This window comes from Clostridium sp. RTP31139st1_H3_RTP31139_211217 (genome assembly GCF_040227035.1).
GTDB lineage: Bacteria > Bacillota > Clostridia > Clostridiales > Clostridiaceae > Clostridium > Clostridium saudiense.
Map to the genome: position 1 here is coordinate 58,692 of NZ_JBCOAB010000013.1, position 23,657 is coordinate 82,348.

Sequence of the window (23,657 nt, forward strand, 5' to 3'; positions counted from 1 at the left end):
TCCTTTAATTATCATACAACTATTTATAATATTCAAGAATAAAGAATAAAATATAAAAAGTAGATAAAAAAGTATATAATTTAACAAAACATTACTTTATTTGCAAAAAAATAAAAAAGGTGTAAAATAGAAAAATACAATGGGAAGTAATTAACAAACGATAAAATTTAATAAGAAATGAGGGATAAAATGGAGCTTAAATTTAATATCTTTGAAACTATGGCACTAGTAACAGTAGTATATTATTTAGGAAAATTTCTAAGAACTAAAATAAAGTTTCTATCAAAGTATTGTATACCAGCTCCTGTTGTTGGAGGACTTGTTTTTGCAATAGTAATGCTAATATTAAAGCTAACTAATATTGCAACTATAATGTTAGATACAACATTACAAAATTTATTTATGACGGCTTTTTTTGCTAGCGTTGGTTTTACAGCAAGCTTTAAAGTTTTAAAAAGTGGTGGAATTAAGGTAGCTATGTTTTTAGGATTAGCAATACTTTTAGTAATTTCTCAAGATATAGTAGGGGCAAGCCTTGCAAAATTATTTGATTTGAATCCACTTTTAGGGTTATGTACAGGTTCAATATCTATGATTGGTGGGCATGGGACTGCAGGATCATTTGGACCTTTGTTAGAGGAAATGGGAGTAAGTGGTGCTACTACAGTTTCATTTGCTTCAGCAACATTTGGATTAGTTATGGGGAGTTTTATTGGAGGATTTGTAGCTAAAGGGTTAATTGATAACTACAAATTAAAGACACCAAAAGAATCACATGATAAATCTATTCCATTAAGTGATTTTCATGAAGATAATCAGGCAGTTCTTTGTCAAAAAAGACTTATGAAGGGATCTGCATTTCTTTTTCTATCAATGGGAATTGGTTCTGTGATTTCAGGATTTATTCAAGATACAGGGTTAACATTTCCTTCTTATATAGGAGCTATGATTGCAGCTGCCGTAATAAGAAACTTCTGTGATATAAGAAAAATAGAAATAGAAGAAAAAGAAATAGAAGTAATAGGAAATATAAGTTTAGGATATTTTTTATGTATAGCTTTAATGGGATTAAAGTTATGGGAATTATTTGATTTAGCATTACCATTGGTAGTAATGTTAATAGCTCAATCTGTACTTATGGCTGTATTTGCATATTTCATTACATTTAAGATAATGGGTAGGGATTATGATGCTGCAGTATTTGCATCAGCAAGCTGTGGATTTGGAATGGGAGCAACTCCTAATGCAGTGGCTAATATGGATGCATTAAGTACAAAGTTTGGATTTGCACCAACACCATATTTCGTTGTACCTATAGTAGGTGCATTGTTTGTAGACTTTGTTAATTCAGCAGTAATAACGTTGTTTGTAAATATACTTAGCTAGTAATAAATTAGTCTTTGTCAGTTGTAGCATGTATTGTTATAATATAGTAATAACATAATTGAAAAGTAGGTGACTATGATGTATAAAAAACAAATAGAAGAATATTTTAACTTGCATAAAGACGAAATGCTAGAAGATATATGCAAGATAATAAGAATAAAAAGTGATAGACAAGAGCCGAAAGAAGGAGTGCCTTTTGGTGAAGGTGTAGTAAAGGTTTTAAAGGAAGCATTAGATATTGCAAGTAACATGGGATTTGCAACTAATAATTATGATAATTATGTTGGAACAGTAGATTTTAATGATAAAGAAAAGGCATTAGATATTTTAGCACATCTTGATGTAGTTCCAGCTGGAGATGAATGGACAGTTACAGAGCCTTATGAACCTATTATAAAAGATGGAAAATTGTATGGAAGAGGTTCTGCAGATGATAAGGGGCCAGCAATAGTAGCATTATATGCATTAAAGGCAGTTAAAGATTTAAATATACCATTAAATAAAAATGTTAGACTTATATTAGGAACTGATGAAGAATGCGGAAGTTCTGATATCGAGTATTATTATAAAATAGAAAAAGAAGCACCTATGACTTTTTCACCAGATGCTGACTTTCCAGTTATTAATGTTGAAAAAGGTGGATTAAAAGCTAACTTTATCGCTGATTTTAAGGAAGATAGAACACTTCCTAGAATTATATCAGTAAATTCAGGGGTTAAGGTAAATGTTATTCCAGATAAGGCAATAGCAGTAATTGAAGGAATAGAGAAGAATGAAGTAGAGAAATATTGTGATACAGTAACAAATAAAATTGGAGTAAAATTTACTGTTAATGAAGAAAATAATAAATGTATCATTGAAGCAAAAGGAAAAGGGGCCCATGCAGCTTATCCAGAAGGTGGTAACAATGCGTTAACTGGAATTTTAACATTATTATCTTCAATGCCATTTGCTGATAGTGAAGGATTTGAAAAATTATGTGGAATTAATAAATTATTACCACATGGTGACTATAAAGGTGAAGCTATTGGAGTAAAGATGGCTGATGAAGTTTCAGGAGAATTAACTTTATCATTTACTATTTTTGAGTATACTACTACAGGATTAAAAGGAACTTTTGATTGTAGAGCACCTCTATGTGCAAATGATGAAAATCTAAGAGATGTAGTTGCTAAAAATTTAAATAATATTGGAGTAATTTTGGAACCATGCAATGTATTTGAAGGACATTATGTAGATGAAAACTCTGATTTTGTTCAAACATTATTAAGATGTTACGAAATGTATAGTGGGAAAAAAGGTGAATGTATAGCAATTGGTGGGGGGACTTATGTCCATCACATAAAAAATGGTGTTGCATTTGGATGCACAATGCCTGGAACTGATAATAATATGCATGGAAATGATGAATTTGCAGTTATAGATGAGCTTATACTTAGCGCTAAAATATTTACACAAGCAATAATAGAATTATGTAAATAATATAATAATTTATATAGAGGGAGATAAAAATATGCAAGCCTATGAAAGATTAATAAAATACGCAAAAATATATACAACGTCTGATCCTAAATCAGAAACTACACCATCAACTAAAAGACAATTTGATTTAGCTAATATTTTAGTTGAAGAAATGAAGGAAATAGGAATTCAAGAAGTTAGAGTAGATGAAAATTGTTATGTTTATGGAATTATTCCTGCAACTAAAGGCTATGAAGATAAATATAGTATAGGATTAATAGCTCATATGGATACTGCACCAGCAGCACCAGGAGAAAATGTAAATCCACAATTAGTTGAAAATTATAATGGAGAAGATTTAACTCTTTTAAATGGAACTGTTTTATCAGTAGAAAAATTTCCGCATTTGAAGAATTTAAAAGGAAGAACTTTAATTACAACAGATGGTAACACTCTTCTAGGGGCTGATGATAAGGCGGGTATAGCAGAAATATTAACAGCTTGTGAAAGAATAATAAAAGAAAATATTCCACATGGAAAGATATGTATTGGCTTTACACCAGATGAAGAAATAGGAAGAGGAGCTAATAAATTTGATGTAAAGAATTTTGGAGCGCAATTTGCTTATACAATGGATGGTGGAGTTGAAGGTGAAATTTCTTATGAAAACTTTAATGCATCAGCAGCTACAGTAGAAATACATGGGGTTTCAGTTCATCCAGGATCAGCAAAGAATACAATGATTAACGCAACAAATGTAGGTATTGAGTTTGATAGAATGTTACCTCAAGGTGAAAAGCCAGAACATACTGAAGGGTATGAAGGATTCTATTATTTAGAAAGCTTTAGAGGAAATACAGATCATGCTGTATTAGGATATATATTAAGAGATCATGATGCTTGTAAGCTTGAATCTAAGAAAGCTACATTAAAGTTAGTTGAAAAGCTATTAAATGAAAAATATGGAGAAGGCACTGTTAAATTGACAATTACTGATCAATATAAGAATATGGCTGAACATGTTAAGCCTTGTATGCATTTAATTGATAATGCAATAGCTGCAATGAAGAGTTTAAATGTTACTCCTGTAATTGAACCTATAAGAGGAGGAACTGATGGAGCAACTCTTAGCTATATGGGATTACCTTGTCCTAATCTAGGAACTGGTGGATATGCATTCCATGGTGAATATGAGCATATTACTGTAGAGGGTATGGAAATTGCAACTAATATAATAATTGAAATATTAAAGAAGTATGCACAATAATTTTATATAAAACTTACATTAGATAAGCAGAGTGAATATCATGACTCTGCTTATTTTTTAATATTATGCATATATATTTCAAAAAATATGAATTAAAACTTTAAAATATAAAAAGTATTTATTTTATTAGAAGGAAATTTATTTTTGAGAAATAGGGGTGGAGAGTGTGGATAAAATTATTGTGATAGGATGTGGTGGAGCAGGGAAATCAACATTTTCCAGGAAATTATCTAATAAATTAGATATACCAGTATATCATTTAGATAAGTTGTTTTGGAATAAAGGCTGGATTGAAACTCCGCAGAAAGAATTTAATAAAAAAATTAAAGAAGTAATAAGCAAAGATAAATGGATAATAGATGGTAATTATATTAAAACAATTGACATAAGGGCAAAAGATGCAGATACTATAATATTTATTAATATGCCAACGTATATTTGTCTTTATAGAATTTTCAAGAGACGATTTATGTATAGAGGAAAAAGCAGACCAGATATGGCTGATGGTTGTCCAGAGGGAATTGATATAGAATTTTTTAAATGGGTATTGAGTTATAACAAAAAAATTAGACCAGAAATACTTAAAAAATTAAGTTTATATAAAGAAAAAAATATTGTAGTTTTAAATGGGAGAAAAGAAGTAAAAAAATTTTTAGAAGGATAAGTACTTTGTTTATAATATATTTTTTTAAAACTTAATACCAGAGAGATTAAATTAGTTTATGAATAGAAGGGAATAAATAATGTTCTATAATTATTTGGATAAAAAAGGATTTAAAGGCAGAAGGAAAAGATAGAATTTGAGAGGCAATTAAACTAAATAATAAAATTTAATAAGTTTTAAGGAAAAACAAGTAAATTTAGCGTTTGAGAAAACTAATTAAGAGTATTAATATTTAATTAAGTAATTACTTAATTAAATTAGAGGTGCTTATGAACGAGAAGATTAAGATATTTAAAGCTATAGGCGATGAAACAAGAGTAAAAATTCTGATTTTATTATCAAATAGAAATATTTGTGCAAAGGGAATTGCTAAGCATTTAGAAATTTCTGAAGCTGCAGTATCTCAGCATATTAAGATTTTAAAAGAAGCTAATATAATAATTGCATATAAACAAGGATACTATGTTATGTATGAATTAAATGAGAAAGTATTAGAAGAAGCTATAGGTTTTATAAATCTTCTTATTCATAAAAATACTGATTTAATTTCAAATGAGTACAATTTTAATATTGAAGAGGCAAATACTGCTAGGTGTAAGCGTGGGTGCAAATCCATGAAGGGTTGTTGTAAAAACAAAATTAAGGAGGAGTAAAAATGAAAGTATGTTTTCCAGTTAACTCTAACGAAGGATTAAATAGTATGCCATATAATCACTTTGGAAGTGCTCCAGAATTTGTTGTATGGGACGGGGAAAGTAATGTAGTTAAATCAATTAGTAATGGTGATTTAGGGCATGAACATGGAAAGTGTAATCCTATTAAAGCATTATCAGGAGAGGTAGTTGATGCTGTAGTTGTAGGAGGAATAGGAAAAGGGGCAATTATTAAGTTAAATTCAATGGGAATAAAAGTATATAAAGCTATTGAAGGAACAATATCAGATAATATTAATTCACTTAAGAATGGTGTATTAAAAGAATTTGATAGCACTCATACATGTAATCATGATGGATGTTCTCATCATGGTAACAATTAAATATATAATGAAAGGGCATCATTAATTTGATGCTTTTTTTATACATAAATATTTAGATTGGTAAATAGAGGAATGGCAAGAACATACTTTCACTTTGAGTAAATTTGTAGTAAAATTAAATGATGCGATAGTATATTTTGTACAAAGGATGGAAAATTAATGAGTGGAAAAGAACATATGATTGTAGGGACTACTGCAACAGCAACAATGGGAGTTGGTTTCTTAATAACAAAAACATTTGATAGTGTAATTTATTTAATACCATTAATAATAGGAGGGTTTATAGGTTCATATATGCCAGATATAGATTCTCATAATTCAAAAGTAAGACAGGTATTTAATAAAATATTAACCTTTTTAATAATAGCAATATTTATAGGATATATGTTAGGAATTATGCTAAATGTAAATGATATTATTCTATTTTTACAAAGTAATTTTAGTAATTATTTTGGAGCTATTATGTTTTGTATAGTAACAATACTAGGGAAATTATCACCGCATAGAATGTTTACTCATAAATGGTTGGGAACATTTCTATTCTGTGGTTGCGTTTACTTTATAGGAAATATTTATTTAACATTGGGCTTTACAATGGGATATATATTACATATAGTTTGTGATAGGTTTTCACCAAGAGGAAAAAATCTAAAGTTTTTTGAATTCAAGCTACCTTGTAGGAATTCAAAAAATAAAACTACAATTGTGTGGTAAAAATAAAGTTTGATTACCAACAATTATATATGCCTATTTAATAATAAGAAAATTATTGATACAATTATAAGTAAAAAGAGAGATAAAAAACATTATTTAATAAACAATATTGAGGTGAAATAATGATTAACTACGATTATGGAAGATTAACTGGTGAAATTATTACTAGGGAAGATTTTGAATATGAAGAAGAAAGAAAAGCATGGAACAGGGCGATAGAGAAGTATCCACTAATAATTGTATATTGTAAAACAGAAGATGATATCAAAAATGCAATTATATTTGCAAAGGCTAATTCACTTTCAATAAGAATAAGAAATGGACGCCACCATTATGAAGGATATTCTAACGGAAATGATGTAGTAGTAATTGATGTAAGTAAAATGAATAAAATATACATGGATGAAGAAAATGAAAGAGTAAAGGTACAAGCTGGAGTAAGAAATAGAGAGTTGTATGAAGCTACTGGTAGAAAAGGATATCCATTTCCAGGTGGGGGATGCCCTACAGTAAGTGCAGTTGGATTTACTTTAGGTGGAGGCTGGGGATACTCGGCAAGGCTTTTAGGACTTGGATGTGATAGATTAGTTGAAGTTGAATTAATAGATTGCAATGGCCAAACTATAGTTTGTAATAAGGAAGTAAATGAAGATTTGTTTTGGGCATTAAGAGGTTGTGGTGGAGGTAATTTTGGTGTAGTTACTTCTATGACTTATAATTTACCACCTAAAATTGATATGGTTACATTAGTTAATATAGATTTTACACATATAGATTTTGAAGAAAATGTTAATTTGCTTGAAAAATGGCAAGAGATTTATAAGGTAATGGATAAAAGGGCTAATTTTAAGTTAGCTTGTTATAATTCAAGTGATAGAGGCAAAGGTGTTAAAATAGTTGGATTAGTATATGGAGATAAAAAGCTGACAAATGAAATACTAAAGCCGATTAAAGATATTGTATCTCAAGGAAGTTATAAACTTGATTATATAGATATTTTTGAAGCAAATAAAATAATTCAAGATAGTCATCCAGAATTTGAAAGATATAAAAGTGCTGGTAGATTTGTTTATAAGGATTATACTAGAGAAGAAATTACTAAACTTTTAGAATTAATTGATGAAAGAGCGGAAGGAGCTACTTATACAGCAATAACTTTTTATGGATTAGGTGGAGTAATAAAAGAAGTTAAAAGTGATAGTACAGCTTTCTATCATAGAGATGCACAATTTATCTTAGGATTCCAATCAGTGTGGGAAGAACCGAGGTTTGCACCAGTAAATAGAAAATGGTTTGTAGAAAAGTTAGAGTACATAAAATCCATAACAGATGGTGGATTTATTAATTTCCCATGTGAGGAGATAAATAGTCAATCAAAAAGTTATGAAGAGGAATATTACGGGGAAAATTCAGAGTTATTAAAATTAATAAAAGAAAAATATGATAAAGACGATTTCTTTAATTTTGAACAAGATATTCGAATAGAGAGAAAATTGTTTTATGATTTCCTTGTTAGATAATATTAAAAAAGGTATTATTAGATAATAAAAAGAACAGTAGAGGTATTTATTCCTCTACTATTTATTTGTTATTTTCTTTATAAAGATAAAGATTAGATTATTAAGATAAAAATACTACTTAGCAATCAGAATTGCTTTCATCTACAGTAGGTGCTTCTATTAAAGTAGCAAAGATATATTCATGACGATGTCCATCAACAGTTGTAGTATAGCCTTTTACTAGATGAACATGTTTGCCATTACCTACATATATTGCAGGACCTGTAGTGTCACAAATTTTATGATGGTGATCTACAAAGTCTGTATTAGTAGATAGCTTATGAACATGTGATTTACCATATTTTATAGCTTCACCAGTAACTCCAGCAAAACGATGGTTGTGTTTATCATCGCATTCTTCAGCAAACATTGTTGAACCTTCAAATTCATGAACATGATCATCTACAGTATTTTCTGAATTGTCATCACTTTGGTAATTAGAATATCTACATCTATTATATCTAGTACTCATAAAAATATTCCTCCTCATTTGTTGTTATAATATATAATATGATTAGGCCAAAAAAGTTGACATAATTTTTTGTTGAAAATATATTAATTTAATGAGTTTTCCCAGTAATTTAAAAAAGTGATAATATCTTTTAAGGTTGGACTCTTAGCATTTCTTACATAATAACCAGATGTTGCAGTTCCTAAAACTAGTGAAAGTTGAGTAGAAAGTCCTAAGACTTGTCCAAAGCAGAAGCCGGCATTAAAATTATCTCCAGCACCTGTAGTTAATTTTGGATTTGGTTCGTAAGGCCCAGGAGTATAATAGTATTTCCCATTACATACTGCACATGCTTCCTTTACAGGATGAATTACTAGTGTATTGATACTTAATCTTTTATAAAGCTCTATTATAAGATTTTTTAAAGGAATTTTATTTTCTTGTGAAGTTACTCCAAAGATTTCTCCAATTTCATAGGCTTCTTTTTCATTCAATCCTAAAATAACATTAAATTTAGATGAAAATTCTTTTAATAATGATAAGGCTTCTAAAACATCAGACTTTAATCTATTTTCAGGATCTGCTAAATCAAAGAAGATATATTTATTATCTTTTTTATTTAGATTAGGAAGTACTTCATTAATTAAACCTTTCCAAATTTGAGCCATATAAGGAAGCATAGTCCAGTTTTCTAATCCTACTAAGGTTGAACTATCAATAATGGAGGTTAACTTTTCTACTCCAACTTTTTCTTTGATCTTATTCCAATTAACATCTTTTAAGCATTCACGTTTGCCAATCATAAGTTTTCCGTCTAAAAATTCAACTGCATCTGTAAGGCCAGGATTTGAAATAGAAATTATATTACATTTCTTAGACATTTCAATAAAAACGGGATTAATAGAATCTTCACCAAGGGCACCTATATAATTTATATTTAAGCCATAGGTAGACAAAGCATTGCTCATAATAGGCCCATTACCACCAAGTTTGCTTTGAAGAGGAATAAATTCAACATTTGAGCTTAATCCAGCAGCTTTACTGATAAAATCGCCGAATTCACTTAATGTTTCCATTCTAATATAGTTATTTGCATCAGTTCTTGTTTTAACAACATGAAGGATTTGATCAACAAATCCATCTAACCCCATTACTGCATTAATATTTACATTATTATGTTGCTCTAGAAAAGTAATTAAGGAGTTAATGTCAGTTTTTAATTTTTCATTCAATTAAAATTCCTCCAATCAATAAAAATAATAGGTTTAAAAATTGATAATAAATAATATAAAATTTGATTTCATAATATATATATAGTGATTTTTAATAAATATGTTAGTATTCTTTAGTTTAATAAAATGATATAATATAAGTTAAATGAAAATTAGTGCTAAAGAAAAATGAAGTTAGGATTTAGATTAAGGGATGATAAAAGATGCAGGATAGAATAGACTACAAAAAAATAGATTTTAATTCAGCAAGAGAGATATTAGGTGGTAAAAATGTTGTTTTTACAGGTAGAGGTTTTTTAGTAAGAGGAGAACTGATGAGGCTTGCAAGACAGGCAGGGGCTAATGTTGATACTGTAGTAACGAAAAAATGTGATCTTTTAATTGTTGGTGAGAAACCAGGTAGCAAGCTTAGAAAAGCAAAAGTTTTGGGGTGTGAAATAATTACTACAAATGATTTTAAAGATATTTTAGAAGGTAAAATAAGTAATGTAGAAAATGATATTGATGAAGACATATTAAATATAAATACTAATGAAAATATAAATGAAGTGATATATATTTTGAGAAAAAATATATTATTGCTTATAAATAATGAAGCTATTAAAATGAAAACTATTAGAAATATAAAATTAAATGGTGGAAATATTATAGAGAATTTTGAAGAGGAAAAGGTTGATTTAATAGTTTATCAGCCAAGCTCTAAAATAACTAATATTTTAGATAAAGCTAAAAAGGATAATATAAATACAATTAGTTTAGGGGTTTTTAATAAAATGCTTATGAATTGATTAATAAAATAATTGGGAGGAAATAAGTTGAATAGTAAGAGAGATGGACATGTACACAGTCATTATTGTCCACATGGAAGTAATGATAGTTTTGAGGAGTATTTAACAAAGGCAATAGAATTAGGAATAGAAGAAATTACATTTACAGAGCACATGACTATGCCAGAAGGTTTAGTTTTATATGGAATAGATAAGGAGTTTTTAAGCTCGGCTGCTCCCAATATAGAGGAAATGAAAAAATATTTAAAAGAAGCAAGTTATTATAAAGAAAAATATAAAGATAAAATTAAAATAAATGTTGGATTAGAAGTAGATTATTTAGAAGGTTATGAAGAGTTTACAACAAATATGCTTAATGAATATGGAAAGTATTTAGATGATGCGATTATCTCTGTTCATATAGGAATGTATGATGAAAAATATTATGCATTTGATTGTATTGAGTCATTTGAAGAGTTATTAAATAAGTTGGGAAGTGTAGAAAAAATATATAATTTATATTATAATACATTATTGAAGGGAATAAAAAGTAATTTAGGAAATTACAAGCCTAAAAGGATTGGGCATCCTACATTAATCAGGATATTTAATAAGCTATATCCTATTAACTATAAAAATGATAAATTATTTGAAGAAATAATTAATGAAGTTAAATTAAGAAATTATGAATTGGACTGTAATACAGCCGGATTAAGAAAGCAGTATTGTGGAGAAAAATATCCAAGTGGAGATTTGTATGATTTAGCAATAAAAAATAATATACAAATGGTTTATGGATCTGACTCTCATGAAGCTAAGGATGTTGGGTTCAACTTCAAATAATATAATTGGAGGAAGAGATATGAGAAGCATAAGGTTAAAAAAAATAATTGCAGTAGCAATGATATTTGTTATGGGAGCATCAGTTTATGGATGTACAGGTACAAATGCTTCTGGAAGCAAAAATGATGATGTTGTAGTTGAAGACTCAAATTCAAATAACGATGGTGCAAATGATGAAACAGTAGTTGAAGATGAGGAAGAAAATAATGAACAAATAAGCAATACAGAAGAAAATTCTGAGGATAAATCTAAAGTAGAAGTATTTAAATTATACTCTAAAGATGCAGAACAAGGAGCAGAAGTTAATTTAGGTGAAGTTGAAATTAATAAAAATGAATCGTTAGAGAATAAACTATCAAAAATTGCAAGTGTATTAAGTGAAAAAGCTTTTGATAATTTACCAATATCTCTTACTGAAATTAAAGACATAGATGGAAAGAAGATTGCTGTATTTAATTTAGATGAAATGGGTAATAATGCTGGAGATGTACAATTTTCAGATTATGAAGGAATAAGTTGGTATAACAATTTCTTTGCAGGATCAACGGGTGGAGAGATAACTGAATACACTTTAATAAGAAACTTATTACAAACTGAATATACTGGAGAATGGATTGATGGTGTAGAATTTACATACAAAGGTTCTAAAATTGAGTTTGATCATGTACCAGAGCTAGGAGAAATTAATTACAGATAAATGTAATTTTAAATTAAATTTTGTTAATTTAATAAAGGTTGTATCATAATTGATGCAACCTTTATTTTACATGACATAAACTATTGTAAATAGTTGCTTTTATTATATAATTTAAGTAAAATAAATTTTGTTATTAAAAATACGAGGTGATAAAGATGAGTGGTATAGCAGGTAATGGGTGCGCAAGAATAGTACCAGAAGAAGCTAAAAAGACTCTTGAGGAAATAGAAAGAAGTATTGTTAAAAGGTATAGAAAACCAATATGGTCTAAATTTATAAAAGCAGTTAAGGATTATCAATTAATAGAAGAAGGTGACAAAATAGCAGTTGCTATTTCAGGTGGGAAAGACTCGCTATTAATGGCAAAGTTATTTCAAGAATTAAAAAAACATGGTCAAGTAAATTTTGATGTAGAGTTTATAGCAATGGATCCAGGATATCATCCACAAATAAAAGATTTATTAATAGAAAACTGCGAGCATTTAAATATTCCAGTACATATTTATGAATCAAAAATCTTCGAAATAATTGATGAAAAAGCAAAAGATTATCCATGTTATCTTTGTGCAAGAATGAGAAGAGGATCATTATATAATAAGGCTAGAGAATTAGGATGCAATAAGCTTGCATTAGGGCATCACTATAATGACGTAATTGAAACAACTATGTTAAATGTTCTTTATGCAGGAAACTTTAAAACAATGTTACCTAAATTAAAGGCTGATAACTTTGAAGGTATTGAACTTATAAGACCACTTTATTATGTAGAGGAAGAAGCAATAATAAGATTTATTAAGTATACTGGATTATGGCCACTTAATTGTGCTTGTATGGTTGCTGCAGAAAAGATTGGTAATAAGAGACATGAAATTAAGGATATGATAGCTGAGTTGAAGAAAAACTTTAATGATGTTGATAAATCTATATTTAAGGCTGCGGCAAACGTTAATATGAATTCTATTTTAGGATGGGAAAAGGATGGAGAAAAGTATTCGTTTTTAGACCCAGAAAATCCAAAGAAATAAATCAATAAAGCGGAATAAAACAGGATAGGTTGCTAATACTAAATATATAATATTTAGTGGAGGTGTTGTTATGGCTAAGAAAGGTCAAGAGGCCACTTGGGAAAATGATCACTTTAAAGGGCCCAAAAAACCAAGAGCAGCAAAAGTACCAGAAGTAAATCCTGTTGGAAATGGAAAATAAAATATATTTTATATAAAGTAAATATAAATAAAAAAATAAGCTAAAGTACTAAAAAGGTATGTACTTTAGCTTATTTTTATATAAAATATAAGTATGAGGAAAATTTGGATAATGTGTAATTAAAATAACATATATAGATTATGGAGGTAAAAATGGATAAAGAAACATTAATAAAAATGGATCCTAATATACTAGTAAGTATGGTTAATATGAAGTTAAGAGATTATTATTCAAGTTTAGATCAGTATTGTGAAGATATTGGGATTGAAAAAGAATGTATCGAAAAGAGACTTGAAACTATCGGATATAAATATCATACAGATATAAATCAATTCAAATAGTTTTTTCAGTAATGATATTAATAAATAGTTAGATAATTAAAAAGAGGTAATGTATATGAAATTGAAAAAAATAGGGAAAATTGCAGTAGTTATCGCTGCATCAACAGCATTAGTTACTACATTGATTAATGATAAGAAGAATAAAGAGAGTACAAGTAACGAATAGTAGTATATTTACTACAAAATTCGAAATAGGGGTAGTAATATGAATATAGGCAAGGGGAAGAAAAACGCAAATGAAAATGTCTGCTCAGAGTTTGAGGGACTGTATGGGGCTATTATTTTTATAGAGATAAAAAATAAAAAAGTTAGTTTGCGCGGCAATTTAAAAAGTATATTTGATATTAAATGTAACAATCTTAATATTTCAATAGATGAATTTTGTGATTATATTCATGAAAATCATGTTGAAAAATTTCTTTGTTTATTTAATGAGTGTAATTTAGCTAAAAAAGATTTTAAGTTACAGCTAAAAAGTCCTTGTCTTGAAATGGATAACTGGATTAAAATTCATTTAAATAAAGTAATAGTTGAAGAAGAAGTTATAGGATATGAGGGATACGTTAGTAAAGTAATTGATTCGAATGAAGATGAAGTAGCACCATTAGAAAATACACCTTATTTAGATGAAGTTACAGGATTGCATAAAAGAATTTATTTAAAAGATAAAATAGATTTTTATTTAGGGATAAATAAAAATTCTAATAACAAAAGTGCATTAATTATATTAGGATTAGATAATTTTAAATATATAAATGATACTTTTGGAGTTACATATGGAGATAAATATTTAAAATCAGTTGCTAGAGAGCTTAAAAATAAAATTATTAGTGATGATTATATTTGTAGACTTGAAGGCGATGAATTTTTAATATTTTTACATAATGCTACAACATTAACAGAGATAGAAACTAAGGCACAATCTATTATAGATGTTTTTAATAAATCGTATAACATAGAAGGAAAACAAGTACATGTTACAACAAGCATAGGGATAGCAATTTATCCAGATGATGGATATAGATTTGATGAGTTAATAAAAAATGCAGATGCAGCAATGTATGAGGCAAAAACAAAGGGAAAGAATCAGTATCAATTTTTTAATGATAGTATTGCACAAGCAATGGATAGAGCATATAAAATACAAAATAATCTGATGAGTGCAATTGAAAATGAAGAAATGTATGTTGTATTTCAACCAAAGGTAATTTTAGCTCATGAGAGAGTAAATGGATTTGAAGCATTAATTAGATGGAATAATAAGGAGATTGGTAACGTTCCTCCAAATGAATTTATTCCTGTTGCCGAAAATAATGGAATGATAGTACACTTAGGAAATTTTGTTTTGAGGGAAGTTTTTAAGAAAGTTGATTTGTTGTTAAAGTCAGGATATTCAAATTTTAAAATTGCAGTGAATTTATCTGATGTACAATTACGAAATCAAAAGTTAATAACTTATGTAAAATATTTATGTGATATTTATAAGATTGATGGTAGATATATTGAATTTGAAATAACTGAAGGAATATTAATTAAATCCTATGAAGATACATTAAGATCATTATATGAGCTTAAAAAACTTGGTTCCACAATAGCATTAGATGATTTTGGAACAGGGTATTCATCATTAAATTATTTAACTAAACTTCCAATTGATGCATTAAAAATTGATAGAAGTTTTGTTATTGATATGATAGAAAATCATAAAAGTAGGTGGATTGTAGAAAATATAATACAGTTATCTCATAAGTTAGGCATAGAAGTTGTAGCTGAAGGCGTAGAACTTGAGGAGCAAGTTGATTATTTAAAATCAATTTTATGTGATATTGTTCAAGGTTATTTTTACAGTAAACCTGAATCTTTTGAAAAAGTGGTAAATTTATTAGAAAAATAATTAGATAATTACTAGTTAAAAAAATAGGAGTGGTAAAATTTTTATTGCTTCTATTTTATTGTGAAAAAATATAGAAGGAGAAAGATACATGAAGAGAAAAGTTGATCTAGTTTCAGGGAATATAATAAAAACATTAATAGCTTTATCTTTACCAATATTGGGGACATCGTTTATTCAAATGGCATATAGTTTAGTAGATATGATATGGATTGGTAAAGCAGGAAGTGCAGCAGTTGCAGCAGTTGGAACTGCTGGCTTTTTTGCTTGGTTTGGAAATTCATTAGTTTTAATAAGTAAGACTGGTGCAGAAGTTGGTGTGTCACAAGCCATTGGTAAAAATAATGAAAAAGAGAGGAATTCATATGTATATAGTAGCATAACATTATGTGTTTTAATGTCAATTATATATGGAGTTATTTTAATTTTATTTAGGAATGAACTTATAGGTTTTTTTAATTTAGGAGACGCAAATATAATAAAGATGTCTTTAGAATATTTAATTATTATTGCATTAGGAATGATATGTGCTTTTTTAAATCCACAATTTACAGGAATATTTACTGCTTCGGGAAATAGTAAAACACCATTTATAGTAAACACTATAGGATTAGTTATGAATATAATTTTAGATCCAGTTTTAATATTTGGGTTTGCTGGAATTAAACCATTAGGGGTAGTAGGTGCAGCTTTAGCAACAGTACTATCACAACTTCTAGTTACTCTTATATTTATATATACATTTATTAAAAATGGATATAATTTTAGTTTTAGTAATAAAAAATTTATTACTTTAAAGTATATAAAAAATATATGTATGTTTGGAGGGCCAACAGCAATCCAAAATTGTTTATTTACATTTTTCTCAATGTTGCTTGGCAGAATCGTAGCTAGTTCAGGACCAGTTTCAATAGCAGTTCAAAAAGTTGGATCACAAATAGAATCTATTTCATGGATGACTGCTGGTGGATTTGCAAGTGCATTAACTGCATTTATTGGACAAAACTATGGAGCTAAGAAATGGAATAGGGTATTAAAAGGATATAAGGTTACACTATTTATTTCTTGTTTATTGGGAATATTTACTACAATATTATTGGTGTTCTTTGGTAGAAGTATTTTTTCAATATTTATAAATGAAAGTGAAGCAATAGCACAAGGAATTGATTATTTGAAGATTTTAGGGTATTCACAATTATTTATGTGCTTGGAAATAACAACATCAGGAGCATTTTATGGAGTAGGAAGAACTGTTATTCCATCAATAATAGGTATTATTTTTACTGGGTTAAGAGTACCTTTGGCTATAATTTTATTTAGACCAGAGATTTTAGGGATAAATGGAGTATGGTGGAGTATTAGTGGAACAAGTATAGTAAAAGGAATAGTACTTGTATTACTATTTTCATTAATAGTAATAAGAGGCTTGAAAAAACAAATAAGCATAGAAGCTTAACATAATTTAAAAAGCTCATGTTAAAATATAATAATTAACATGAGCTTTTTATATATTATTTTTTTAGTACATGATAAATTTCAGGAGTATCCACAGTTATTTTTTCAAAGGTATAACCTTGGCTTTTATAATATTTAATTATACCTTTAATTGCTATAGCGGTATTTTTATTTGCATAAGCATTGTGCATTAAGACTACAACACTGTCTTTTGTAGATATAGATCTATTTAAGATAGTATCTGGAGAGGAGTTTGGATTTGCTCCGTCTAAAGTGTCCTGAGTCCAATCATATATTTTAAATCCATTAGAATGAACTGCATTTACCATTTCATTAGATATTCTATAGGTACTATTATTTGTTCCATAAGGGAATCTTAAAATGCAGTAATTTTCGCCAGTAACATCATAAAGGGCATTTTGAACTCGTTTCATTTCAGAAATGAAACCATCACAACTACTATAAAGTTTATTTCTTTCATGAGTAAAGCTATGTAGACCAATACTATGACCTTCCTCTTTCATTCTAAGTATTATATCTTCTTGACCTTTTATTTGATTACCTATTATGAAGAAGGTTGCTGGAACATTTTCTTCCTTTAATACGTCTAAAGTTTTTATAGTTACTTCTCCGCCAGGAGCATCATCAAATGTTAAATAAACAACCTTTTTCTTATTAAATTCTTTATTGTCATCATCACAATATGTGGTTATTTGGGGAAAGAGAAGTAATGCTATAAGAATAAATAAAGTTAAATTCGATAATTTTTTCATCATATAAAAATCACTCTTTTCACTATAAGATTAATAAGTACCTTTAGATTTAACTCATTTTTAGTATGTACAATTTTTAAAAATATATTTCTTGATATTTTATTTAAAAGAGTATATAATAACAAAAAAAGCTTTAAGTCGAATCAGAGAGTTCGGTAAGTTTCAAAAGTTTGTAGTATTAATTATTTTAATAGGGTTACTATAGCTTCTTACTGAATGTAAGAAGCATTTTTTTTGCCTTTAATAACAGTCCAGTGAGGCTGAAAAGGGGGAATTTAAAATTCTCCTTAAAAGAAAATAGGGAGGGTGTTTTATGGCACAATATACAGGTGAATTATTAAAAGAAAAGAGAAGTGTTAAGGATGGAGTAATGAAGGTTATTCTTGCAATGCAGCATCTAATAGCAATGTTTGGGGCAACAGTATTAGTACCTATATTAACAGGATTAGATCCATCAGTAGCATTATTTTCAGCTGGGATTGGAACATTAATATTCCATTTATGTACAAAGGGAAAGGTTCCGGTATTTTTAGGATCATCATTTGCTTTCATTCCAGTAATAGTAGCAGTTTCAGAAAAATATAATGGCGATTTAAGATATGCTCAAGGTGGTATTATTGTAGTTGGATTGATTTATGTAGCAGTATCTTTTTTAATAAAAAAGATAGGATTAAAGAATATTAAAAAAGTATTACCAGCTCAAGTAGTAGGACCAATGATAATAGTAATTGGTTTAAATTTAATTCCAACAGCTCTAGATATGACTGGAATAATGTCTATAGCTTCAGGAGGAAATGATGCTGTAGTAAGTGTAATAATAGCATGCATAACATTAGGAATAGCATTATTAATTAAAAAGTTTAGTAAAGGATTCTTATCTCAAGTATCTATTTTAATAGCTGTAGTAGTAGGATATGTAATTAGTTTAATGTTAGGATTAGTATCTACAGCAGAAATTCAAAGTGCAAGTTTAGTGGCTGTACCAAGTTTTACATTACCTAAATTTGATATTGGTGCGATTGCAATAATAGCACCAGTAGTTTTAGCTGTAGTAATGGAACATGTAGGTGATATTACTACAAATGGAGAAGTTGTAGGTAAAAACTTTATAGAAGATCCAGGCTTAAATAGAACATTACTAGGAGATGGGCTTGCGACTTTAGCAGCAGGATTTTTAGGAGGGCCAGCAAATACAACATATGGTGAAAATACAGGAGTACTTGCAATAACAAAAAATTATAACCCAGCAATATTAAGATTAACAGCTATTTTTGCAATATTATTAAGTTTTGTTGCAAAGTTTGGTGCAGCAATAAGAACAATACCACAGCCAGTAATGGGTGGAATAAGTTTAATGTTATTTTCAATGATAGCAATTGTTGGAGTTAAAACAATTAAAAGAGAAAAAGTTGAATTTAATATTTGTAATATCATTGTAATGGTAGCAATATTAATTATAGGTCTTTCAGGAAATTTTTTAGAAAAAGCAATAGGAATACAAATAACTGAAACAGTAAGTATATCAGGATTAAGTTTTGCAGCAATTATAGGTGTTTTACTTAATGTAATATTTACAAAATTAAAAAAAGAAAACAATTAAAAATATTAATTATAGCACTAAGTAATAGAAATATTATTTAGTGCTAATTTATTTTAATAAGAAAAATATACAATATATTAATAAATTTAGTAGAAATATATATATTTTTGTAAGTATATGATAAAATTAGTTTATAAATATATATTTTGGAGGTCATTATGAACCTAAATATTAAAAGTAATAAAAAAGTATATAAATATAATAAATTTTTTATATTATTTATGGGAATAACTATATTTCTTTTAGTACAGTATAATTTGATAAATTCAATAGAAGTTATAATGATAATGGTAATGGCTGTTTTAATACTTATTATTGAAGAGTGTTTAATAAGAATAAAAGTAAAAAATACTGAGTGTATTAAGTGTAGAGAAGGTTATGCTTTATCTATTGAAGCAATGAATGGAGCTATTTGGAAGTGGGATGATGATAAAAATAGTTTGTTTATTTCAGGAAAGATAAAGAATGAACTTGGAATAAAGAAAGAAAATATTACATTAGAAGAGTGGTATAGATATGTAGATGATTCGGAATGTGATAGAGTAAGAAATTATTTTAATAATATATGTTTAAATAGAATGTGCTTAGAATCAAATATTAAGTATAGGATAAAGGCAAAAGATGGACAGTTAATTCATATTGATTATACAGGAAAGGGTACTATAAAAGATAAGGTTTATAGTTTATCTGGAGTAATAACAGATGTTAGCAATGAAAAAAAGGCTGAACAAAAGATTCATTTTATGAATTATTATGATGATATAACAGGAATTCCTAACAGAAAGATGTTTACAGAAATATTTAAAGAGTTAATAAACGATAATCTTAGTTGTGGTACAAAGTTAGGATTAATTTTTTATGATATAGATAACTTTAAAAGTATTAATGATACTTATGGTCATGAAGTTGGTGATGAGATACTTTTAAAGCTTTCTGAAAGGGTAAATAAAGAATTAGATGGAAGACATACATTTGCTAGATTTGGAGGAGATGAATTTGTAATTGCTTTTTCTAGAGTACATGATGAAAATGAAATTAGAGAGTTATTAAATAAATTGTTGGTTAGTGTAAGAAAGCCAATTGAAGTTAATAATAAAAGTATATATTGCTCTATAAGTTTAGGGGTTAGTATGTATCCAAGAGATGCAGATAATTTAGATATACTATTAAAAACAGCAGATATGGCAATGCATAAAGCTAAAGAAGAAGGAAAAAATAGATTTAGATTTTTTGATGTTGATATTTTAACTTTATTAAGGAGACAATACGATATTGAAAAAGCATTGAGAACTTCCATAGAAAAGAAAGAAATATTTATGGTTTTTCAACCTAAAATATCTATTAAAGGTGAAAAAGTAAATGGATTTGAAGCATTAGTAAGATGGGTAAGCCAAGAGTTAGGGTTTGTGTCTCCTGCTGAATTTATTCCAATTGCTGAGAATACGGGATTTATTGTTGAGCTAGGAAAATATATTATTGAAGAAAGCTTTAAAAAATGTAGAGAATTATATGAGTCAAGTGATAATAAATTTCATATAGCTATTAATATATCTGATATTCAATTGAGAGAAGAGGGATTTATAGACTTTGTTTCAGCTTTACTTAATAAATATAACATACCTCCCGAATATATAGAGTTCGAAATTACTGAAGGGGTTATTATGCAATCAGTATCAAGAAATATAGAACTTTTATTAAATTTAAAGAAATTAGGTGTATCCATTGCTCTTGATGATTTTGGAACTGGATATTCATCATTAAGTTATTTAAAAAGATTACCAATAGATGTATTGAAAATTGATAAAAGCTTTGTAGACGGTATTGGTGTTGACGAAAAAAGTGAGTATATAGCAGAAAGTATAATAAAGCTTTCACACAGCTTAGATTTAAAAGTAGTTGCTGAAGGTGTAGAAACTAAGGAACAATTGGGATACTTAGATAAAATGAAGTGTGATATTGCACAAGGATATTATTTTAGCAAACCAGAAAAATTTGAAATTATAAAAGAAATGATATAAAAAATTTAATTTTTAAGCACAAAATGGCCTCTTAATGCGTATTATGTAAATATATGGTTTTAGGAGGTTTTTATGCGTATAAGAATAGAAGATGATTTTGATAGCGAATTAGAAAATGAATATAAGTCAATAGATAATGACTCAAACGTAGGAAATGGTAAATTATCAAATTCTAGTGGAACAATAATAGATGTTGACCCAACTGATGTTAAAGCAACTGATGTTGAAGTTGATCAAGCTACTAATGATAATAGTTGTAAAGAAAATGTAGATAAACCAATAATTTCAGAAAAGGATAAAAAGAAAGTAAAAACTTATAATCTTGATAATGGATTTAGTTTAGAACTTCAAGGTGCAACTTTTATAGATGATAACGAAGAAGTAAATGATAATAAGGAAGTAAATGATAATAGTAATTATGCTAATCAAAAAGTACTAGAAGATGATAATATAAAAGAAAGGCTAGTAGAAAATGAAGACAAGATTATAAATAATAGCAATTATACAAAAGCAAGAAAGAAAGAAAAGAGAATAGTTGGAAAGATTACTGTTATATCAAAATTGGGAGATAGAAAGGGAAGTAATATTTCAGATGCTAAGATAAATTTATATGCTTTAAACGGATTATCTCCAAAGATGATAAGTTCAAAGTATACTGATAAGAATGGAGTTGTTATCTTTGATAATTTAGCAGAAGGAAGTTATAGGGTAATTGAAATTGTAAATAGGAAGTATTTTGAAAAGCCAACATATATTCAATGGAATGAAGTGACTATTAATGATGAATTAAGAGAAGAAAGTATTATAGTCATAAATAAAATAAAACATCATTAAAGAAAATACAGAAGGATTGTAGATTAGTATGATATTAGTTTAAAGATATTATACTTTTCTTGCAATCCTTTTTTATGTTAGAATTACATATAAGAAATGAAAGGAAGATACGAGAGATGAAAATAAGAATAAAATATTTTGAAGGTGCAACAAAATTAAAGAAAATTAGTAAGGGTAATTGGATAGATGTTTATGCAAGTAAGGATATATTTGTGCCGCTAAATGAAAGAGCAATGGTACCACTAGGATTTGCTTTAGAATTACCACAAGGATGGGAAGGACATTTAGCACCGAGAAGCTCAACATTTAAAACTTGGGGTATAATACAAACTAATTCTGTTGGTGTTGTTGATGACACATATATTGGAGATAATGATCAATGGCATATGCCGGTATACTGTTTACAAGCAAAACACGATAATGGAACATGGATAAGAACTGGAGATAAAATAGGGCAGTTTAGAATAATGGAAGTAATGCCAGAAATTCAATTTGATGAGGTTGAATCTTTTGGTAATTGTGATCGTGGAGGATTTGGAACTACGGGAACAAATTAAAGTGTTTATTTAAAGTTAGTATAAAAACTGACTTTTTGTTTAAAATATAAACATAAGGAAATAATGAAAGTTTATTGTAATTAAATGTAAAATATGTTAATATAAACAAAAGAAGGGGTTATTACAATCAAAGGGAGAAGTGGGGAAGAAATGAAGTACATTGATTTATCACATGAAATAAAAAATGAAATGCCTGTTTATCCGGGAGATAAAGAGGTTAATTTAATAAAGGAAAAGGATTATATAGAAAATGGATATAATAGCATTTCTATAGCTACAGAAATGCATGCAGGAACACATATTGATGCACCGCTACATATGCAAGAAAATAAAAGTTATATATCAGATTATCCAATTGAAAGGTTTATAGGTAATGTAGCATTACTGGATGTTCGTGGTGAGAAAATTATAGATGTTAAGGATGAGTATTATATAAATATTAAAGAAAATGATATAGTTCTATTATTTACTGGTTGGGATAATTTTTATGGAAAAGAAGAGTATTATACTGAGCATCCAGTAGTAAGTAGGGAGTTAGCCGAACTTTTAATAAAAAAGAAAATTAAGATGTTAGGAATGGATATGCCTTCGCCAGATAGGGATAATTATGAAATTCATAATGTATTGTTTGAAAATGATATATTCCTTTTAGAAAATCTAACTAATTTAAATAAGCTTTTATATAATGAAGAAATTCAATTGTTTGCACAACCTTTAAAGGTTCAAAGTGAAGCTAGTTTAGTTAGAGCTGTAGCAATTTATCAGGGATATTAATAATATAAATAAAAAATAACAGAGTACCAAGTGGATTCTGTTATTTTTATTTATGACGAATTGTCAAGCTAAGTGCAACACTTAGCTTGTTCTTCGTTAAATGCTTCTAACGGTGTCTTGTATCCAAGACA

Annotated in this window: 23 protein-coding genes; 20 read left to right on the forward strand and 3 right to left on the reverse strand. The window is 28.0% G+C overall.

The window, feature by feature from the left end:
* Window positions 1-189 precede the first annotated feature (189 nt).
* The 8 genes from gltS (at window position 190) to ABUA17_RS07890 (ending at window position 8,048) form a co-directional block, all read left to right on the forward strand.
* A complete protein-coding gene (gene gltS / locus ABUA17_RS07855) occupies window positions 190-1,386 on the forward strand; it encodes a sodium/glutamate symporter (protein ID WP_042395033.1) in 1,197 nt (398 codons plus the stop codon).
* A 78-nt stretch (window positions 1,387-1,464) separates the two neighbouring features.
* Window positions 1,465-2,868, forward strand: coding sequence for a dipeptidase PepV (gene pepV / locus ABUA17_RS07860; RefSeq protein WP_078061280.1), 1,404 nt, complete (start codon window positions 1,465-1,467; stop codon window positions 2,866-2,868).
* 31 nt (window positions 2,869-2,899) lie between these two features.
* Window positions 2,900-4,114: a peptidase T gene (pepT, locus tag ABUA17_RS07865; RefSeq protein ID WP_042395028.1), complete on the forward strand. Its 1,215-nt coding sequence runs from the start codon at window positions 2,900-2,902 to the stop codon at window positions 4,112-4,114.
* A 166-nt stretch (window positions 4,115-4,280) separates the two neighbouring features.
* Window positions 4,281-4,778, forward strand: coding sequence for a DNA topology modulation protein (locus ABUA17_RS07870; protein WP_195951102.1), 498 nt, complete (start codon window positions 4,281-4,283; stop codon window positions 4,776-4,778).
* A 269-nt stretch (window positions 4,779-5,047) separates the two neighbouring features.
* The gene (locus ABUA17_RS07875; RefSeq protein ID WP_042395022.1) at window positions 5,048-5,431 is read left to right on the forward strand and encodes an ArsR/SmtB family transcription factor; all 384 of its coding nucleotides are present in this window, start codon (window positions 5,048-5,050) and stop codon (window positions 5,429-5,431) included.
* A 2-nt stretch (window positions 5,432-5,433) separates the two neighbouring features.
* On the forward strand, window positions 5,434-5,814 hold the full coding sequence (locus ABUA17_RS07880; RefSeq protein ID WP_042395020.1) for a NifB/NifX family molybdenum-iron cluster-binding protein: 381 nt from the start codon (window positions 5,434-5,436) through the stop codon (window positions 5,812-5,814).
* 159 nt (window positions 5,815-5,973) lie between these two features.
* The gene (locus tag ABUA17_RS07885; protein ID WP_042395017.1) at window positions 5,974-6,528 is read left to right on the forward strand and encodes a metal-dependent hydrolase; all 555 of its coding nucleotides are present in this window, start codon (window positions 5,974-5,976) and stop codon (window positions 6,526-6,528) included.
* Between the two features lie 122 nt (window positions 6,529-6,650).
* On the forward strand, window positions 6,651-8,048 hold the full coding sequence (locus tag ABUA17_RS07890) for an FAD-binding oxidoreductase (protein WP_042395014.1): 1,398 nt from the start codon (window positions 6,651-6,653) through the stop codon (window positions 8,046-8,048).
* Between the two features lie 118 nt (window positions 8,049-8,166).
* On the opposite strand, the gene ABUA17_RS07895 is transcribed toward ABUA17_RS07890, so the two are convergent.
* On the reverse strand, window positions 8,167-8,559 hold the full coding sequence (locus tag ABUA17_RS07895; RefSeq protein WP_042395012.1) for a YmaF family protein: 393 nt from the start codon (window positions 8,557-8,559) through the stop codon (window positions 8,167-8,169).
* 83 nt (window positions 8,560-8,642) lie between these two features.
* Entirely contained in the window at window positions 8,643-9,770 is a 1,128-nt protein-coding gene (locus ABUA17_RS07900) for a hypothetical protein (protein ID WP_052330587.1), read from the reverse strand.
* A 203-nt stretch (window positions 9,771-9,973) separates the two neighbouring features.
* Here ABUA17_RS07900 and ABUA17_RS07905 point away from each other — a divergent pair, with 203 nt between their 5' ends.
* The 7 genes from ABUA17_RS07905 to ABUA17_RS07935 all read left to right on the forward strand — a co-directional run bounded on the left by ABUA17_RS07905 (window position 9,974) and on the right by ABUA17_RS07935 (window position 16,971).
* Window positions 9,974-10,558, forward strand: a complete 585-nt coding sequence (locus tag ABUA17_RS07905) for a BRCT domain-containing protein (RefSeq protein ID WP_055277878.1) — start codon at window positions 9,974-9,976, stop codon at window positions 10,556-10,558.
* A 27-nt stretch (window positions 10,559-10,585) separates the two neighbouring features.
* Complete coding sequence (hisJ, locus tag ABUA17_RS07910) at window positions 10,586-11,380, forward strand: histidinol-phosphatase HisJ (protein WP_042395006.1); 795 nt, start codon at window positions 10,586-10,588, stop codon at window positions 11,378-11,380.
* A gap of 19 nt (window positions 11,381-11,399) precedes the next feature.
* Complete coding sequence (locus ABUA17_RS07915) at window positions 11,400-12,077, forward strand: hypothetical protein (protein WP_195951103.1); 678 nt, start codon at window positions 11,400-11,402, stop codon at window positions 12,075-12,077.
* Window positions 12,078-12,232: 155 nt separating this feature from the next.
* A complete protein-coding gene (locus tag ABUA17_RS07920; protein ID WP_042395003.1) occupies window positions 12,233-13,102 on the forward strand; it encodes a tRNA 2-thiocytidine biosynthesis TtcA family protein in 870 nt (289 codons plus the stop codon).
* Between the two features lie 333 nt (window positions 13,103-13,435).
* Entirely contained in the window at window positions 13,436-13,624 is a 189-nt protein-coding gene (locus ABUA17_RS07925) for a DUF4250 domain-containing protein (protein WP_042395001.1), read from the forward strand.
* Between the two features lie 205 nt (window positions 13,625-13,829).
* Window positions 13,830-15,518: a putative bifunctional diguanylate cyclase/phosphodiesterase gene (locus tag ABUA17_RS07930; RefSeq protein WP_195951104.1), complete on the forward strand. Its 1,689-nt coding sequence runs from the start codon at window positions 13,830-13,832 to the stop codon at window positions 15,516-15,518.
* An 88-nt stretch (window positions 15,519-15,606) separates the two neighbouring features.
* Window positions 15,607-16,971, forward strand: coding sequence for an MATE family efflux transporter (locus ABUA17_RS07935; protein ID WP_195951105.1), 1,365 nt, complete (start codon window positions 15,607-15,609; stop codon window positions 16,969-16,971).
* A gap of 55 nt (window positions 16,972-17,026) precedes the next feature.
* On the opposite strand, the gene ABUA17_RS07940 is transcribed toward ABUA17_RS07935, so the two are convergent.
* Entirely contained in the window at window positions 17,027-17,746 is a 720-nt protein-coding gene (locus tag ABUA17_RS07940; protein WP_042394996.1) for a polysaccharide deacetylase family protein, read from the reverse strand.
* A 310-nt stretch (window positions 17,747-18,056) separates the two neighbouring features.
* Here ABUA17_RS07940 and ABUA17_RS07945 point away from each other — a divergent pair, with 310 nt between their 5' ends.
* The 5 genes from ABUA17_RS07945 to ABUA17_RS07965 all read left to right on the forward strand — a co-directional run bounded on the left by ABUA17_RS07945 (window position 18,057) and on the right by ABUA17_RS07965 (window position 23,526).
* On the forward strand, window positions 18,057-19,343 hold the full coding sequence (locus ABUA17_RS07945) for a uracil-xanthine permease family protein (RefSeq protein ID WP_055277874.1): 1,287 nt from the start codon (window positions 18,057-18,059) through the stop codon (window positions 19,341-19,343).
* A 158-nt stretch (window positions 19,344-19,501) separates the two neighbouring features.
* A complete protein-coding gene (locus tag ABUA17_RS07950) occupies window positions 19,502-21,361 on the forward strand; it encodes a sensor domain-containing protein (RefSeq protein WP_078061279.1) in 1,860 nt (619 codons plus the stop codon).
* Between the two features lie 72 nt (window positions 21,362-21,433).
* A complete protein-coding gene (locus ABUA17_RS07955) occupies window positions 21,434-22,195 on the forward strand; it encodes a prealbumin-like fold domain-containing protein (RefSeq protein WP_078061278.1) in 762 nt (253 codons plus the stop codon).
* A 116-nt stretch (window positions 22,196-22,311) separates the two neighbouring features.
* Window positions 22,312-22,752 (forward strand): dUTP diphosphatase, encoded by a 441-nt coding sequence (locus ABUA17_RS07960; RefSeq protein WP_042394990.1) that lies wholly within the window; start codon window positions 22,312-22,314, stop codon window positions 22,750-22,752.
* Window positions 22,753-22,902: 150 nt separating this feature from the next.
* On the forward strand, window positions 22,903-23,526 hold the full coding sequence (locus ABUA17_RS07965) for a cyclase family protein (RefSeq protein WP_055277873.1): 624 nt from the start codon (window positions 22,903-22,905) through the stop codon (window positions 23,524-23,526).
* Window positions 23,527-23,657: the final 131 nt, after the last annotated feature.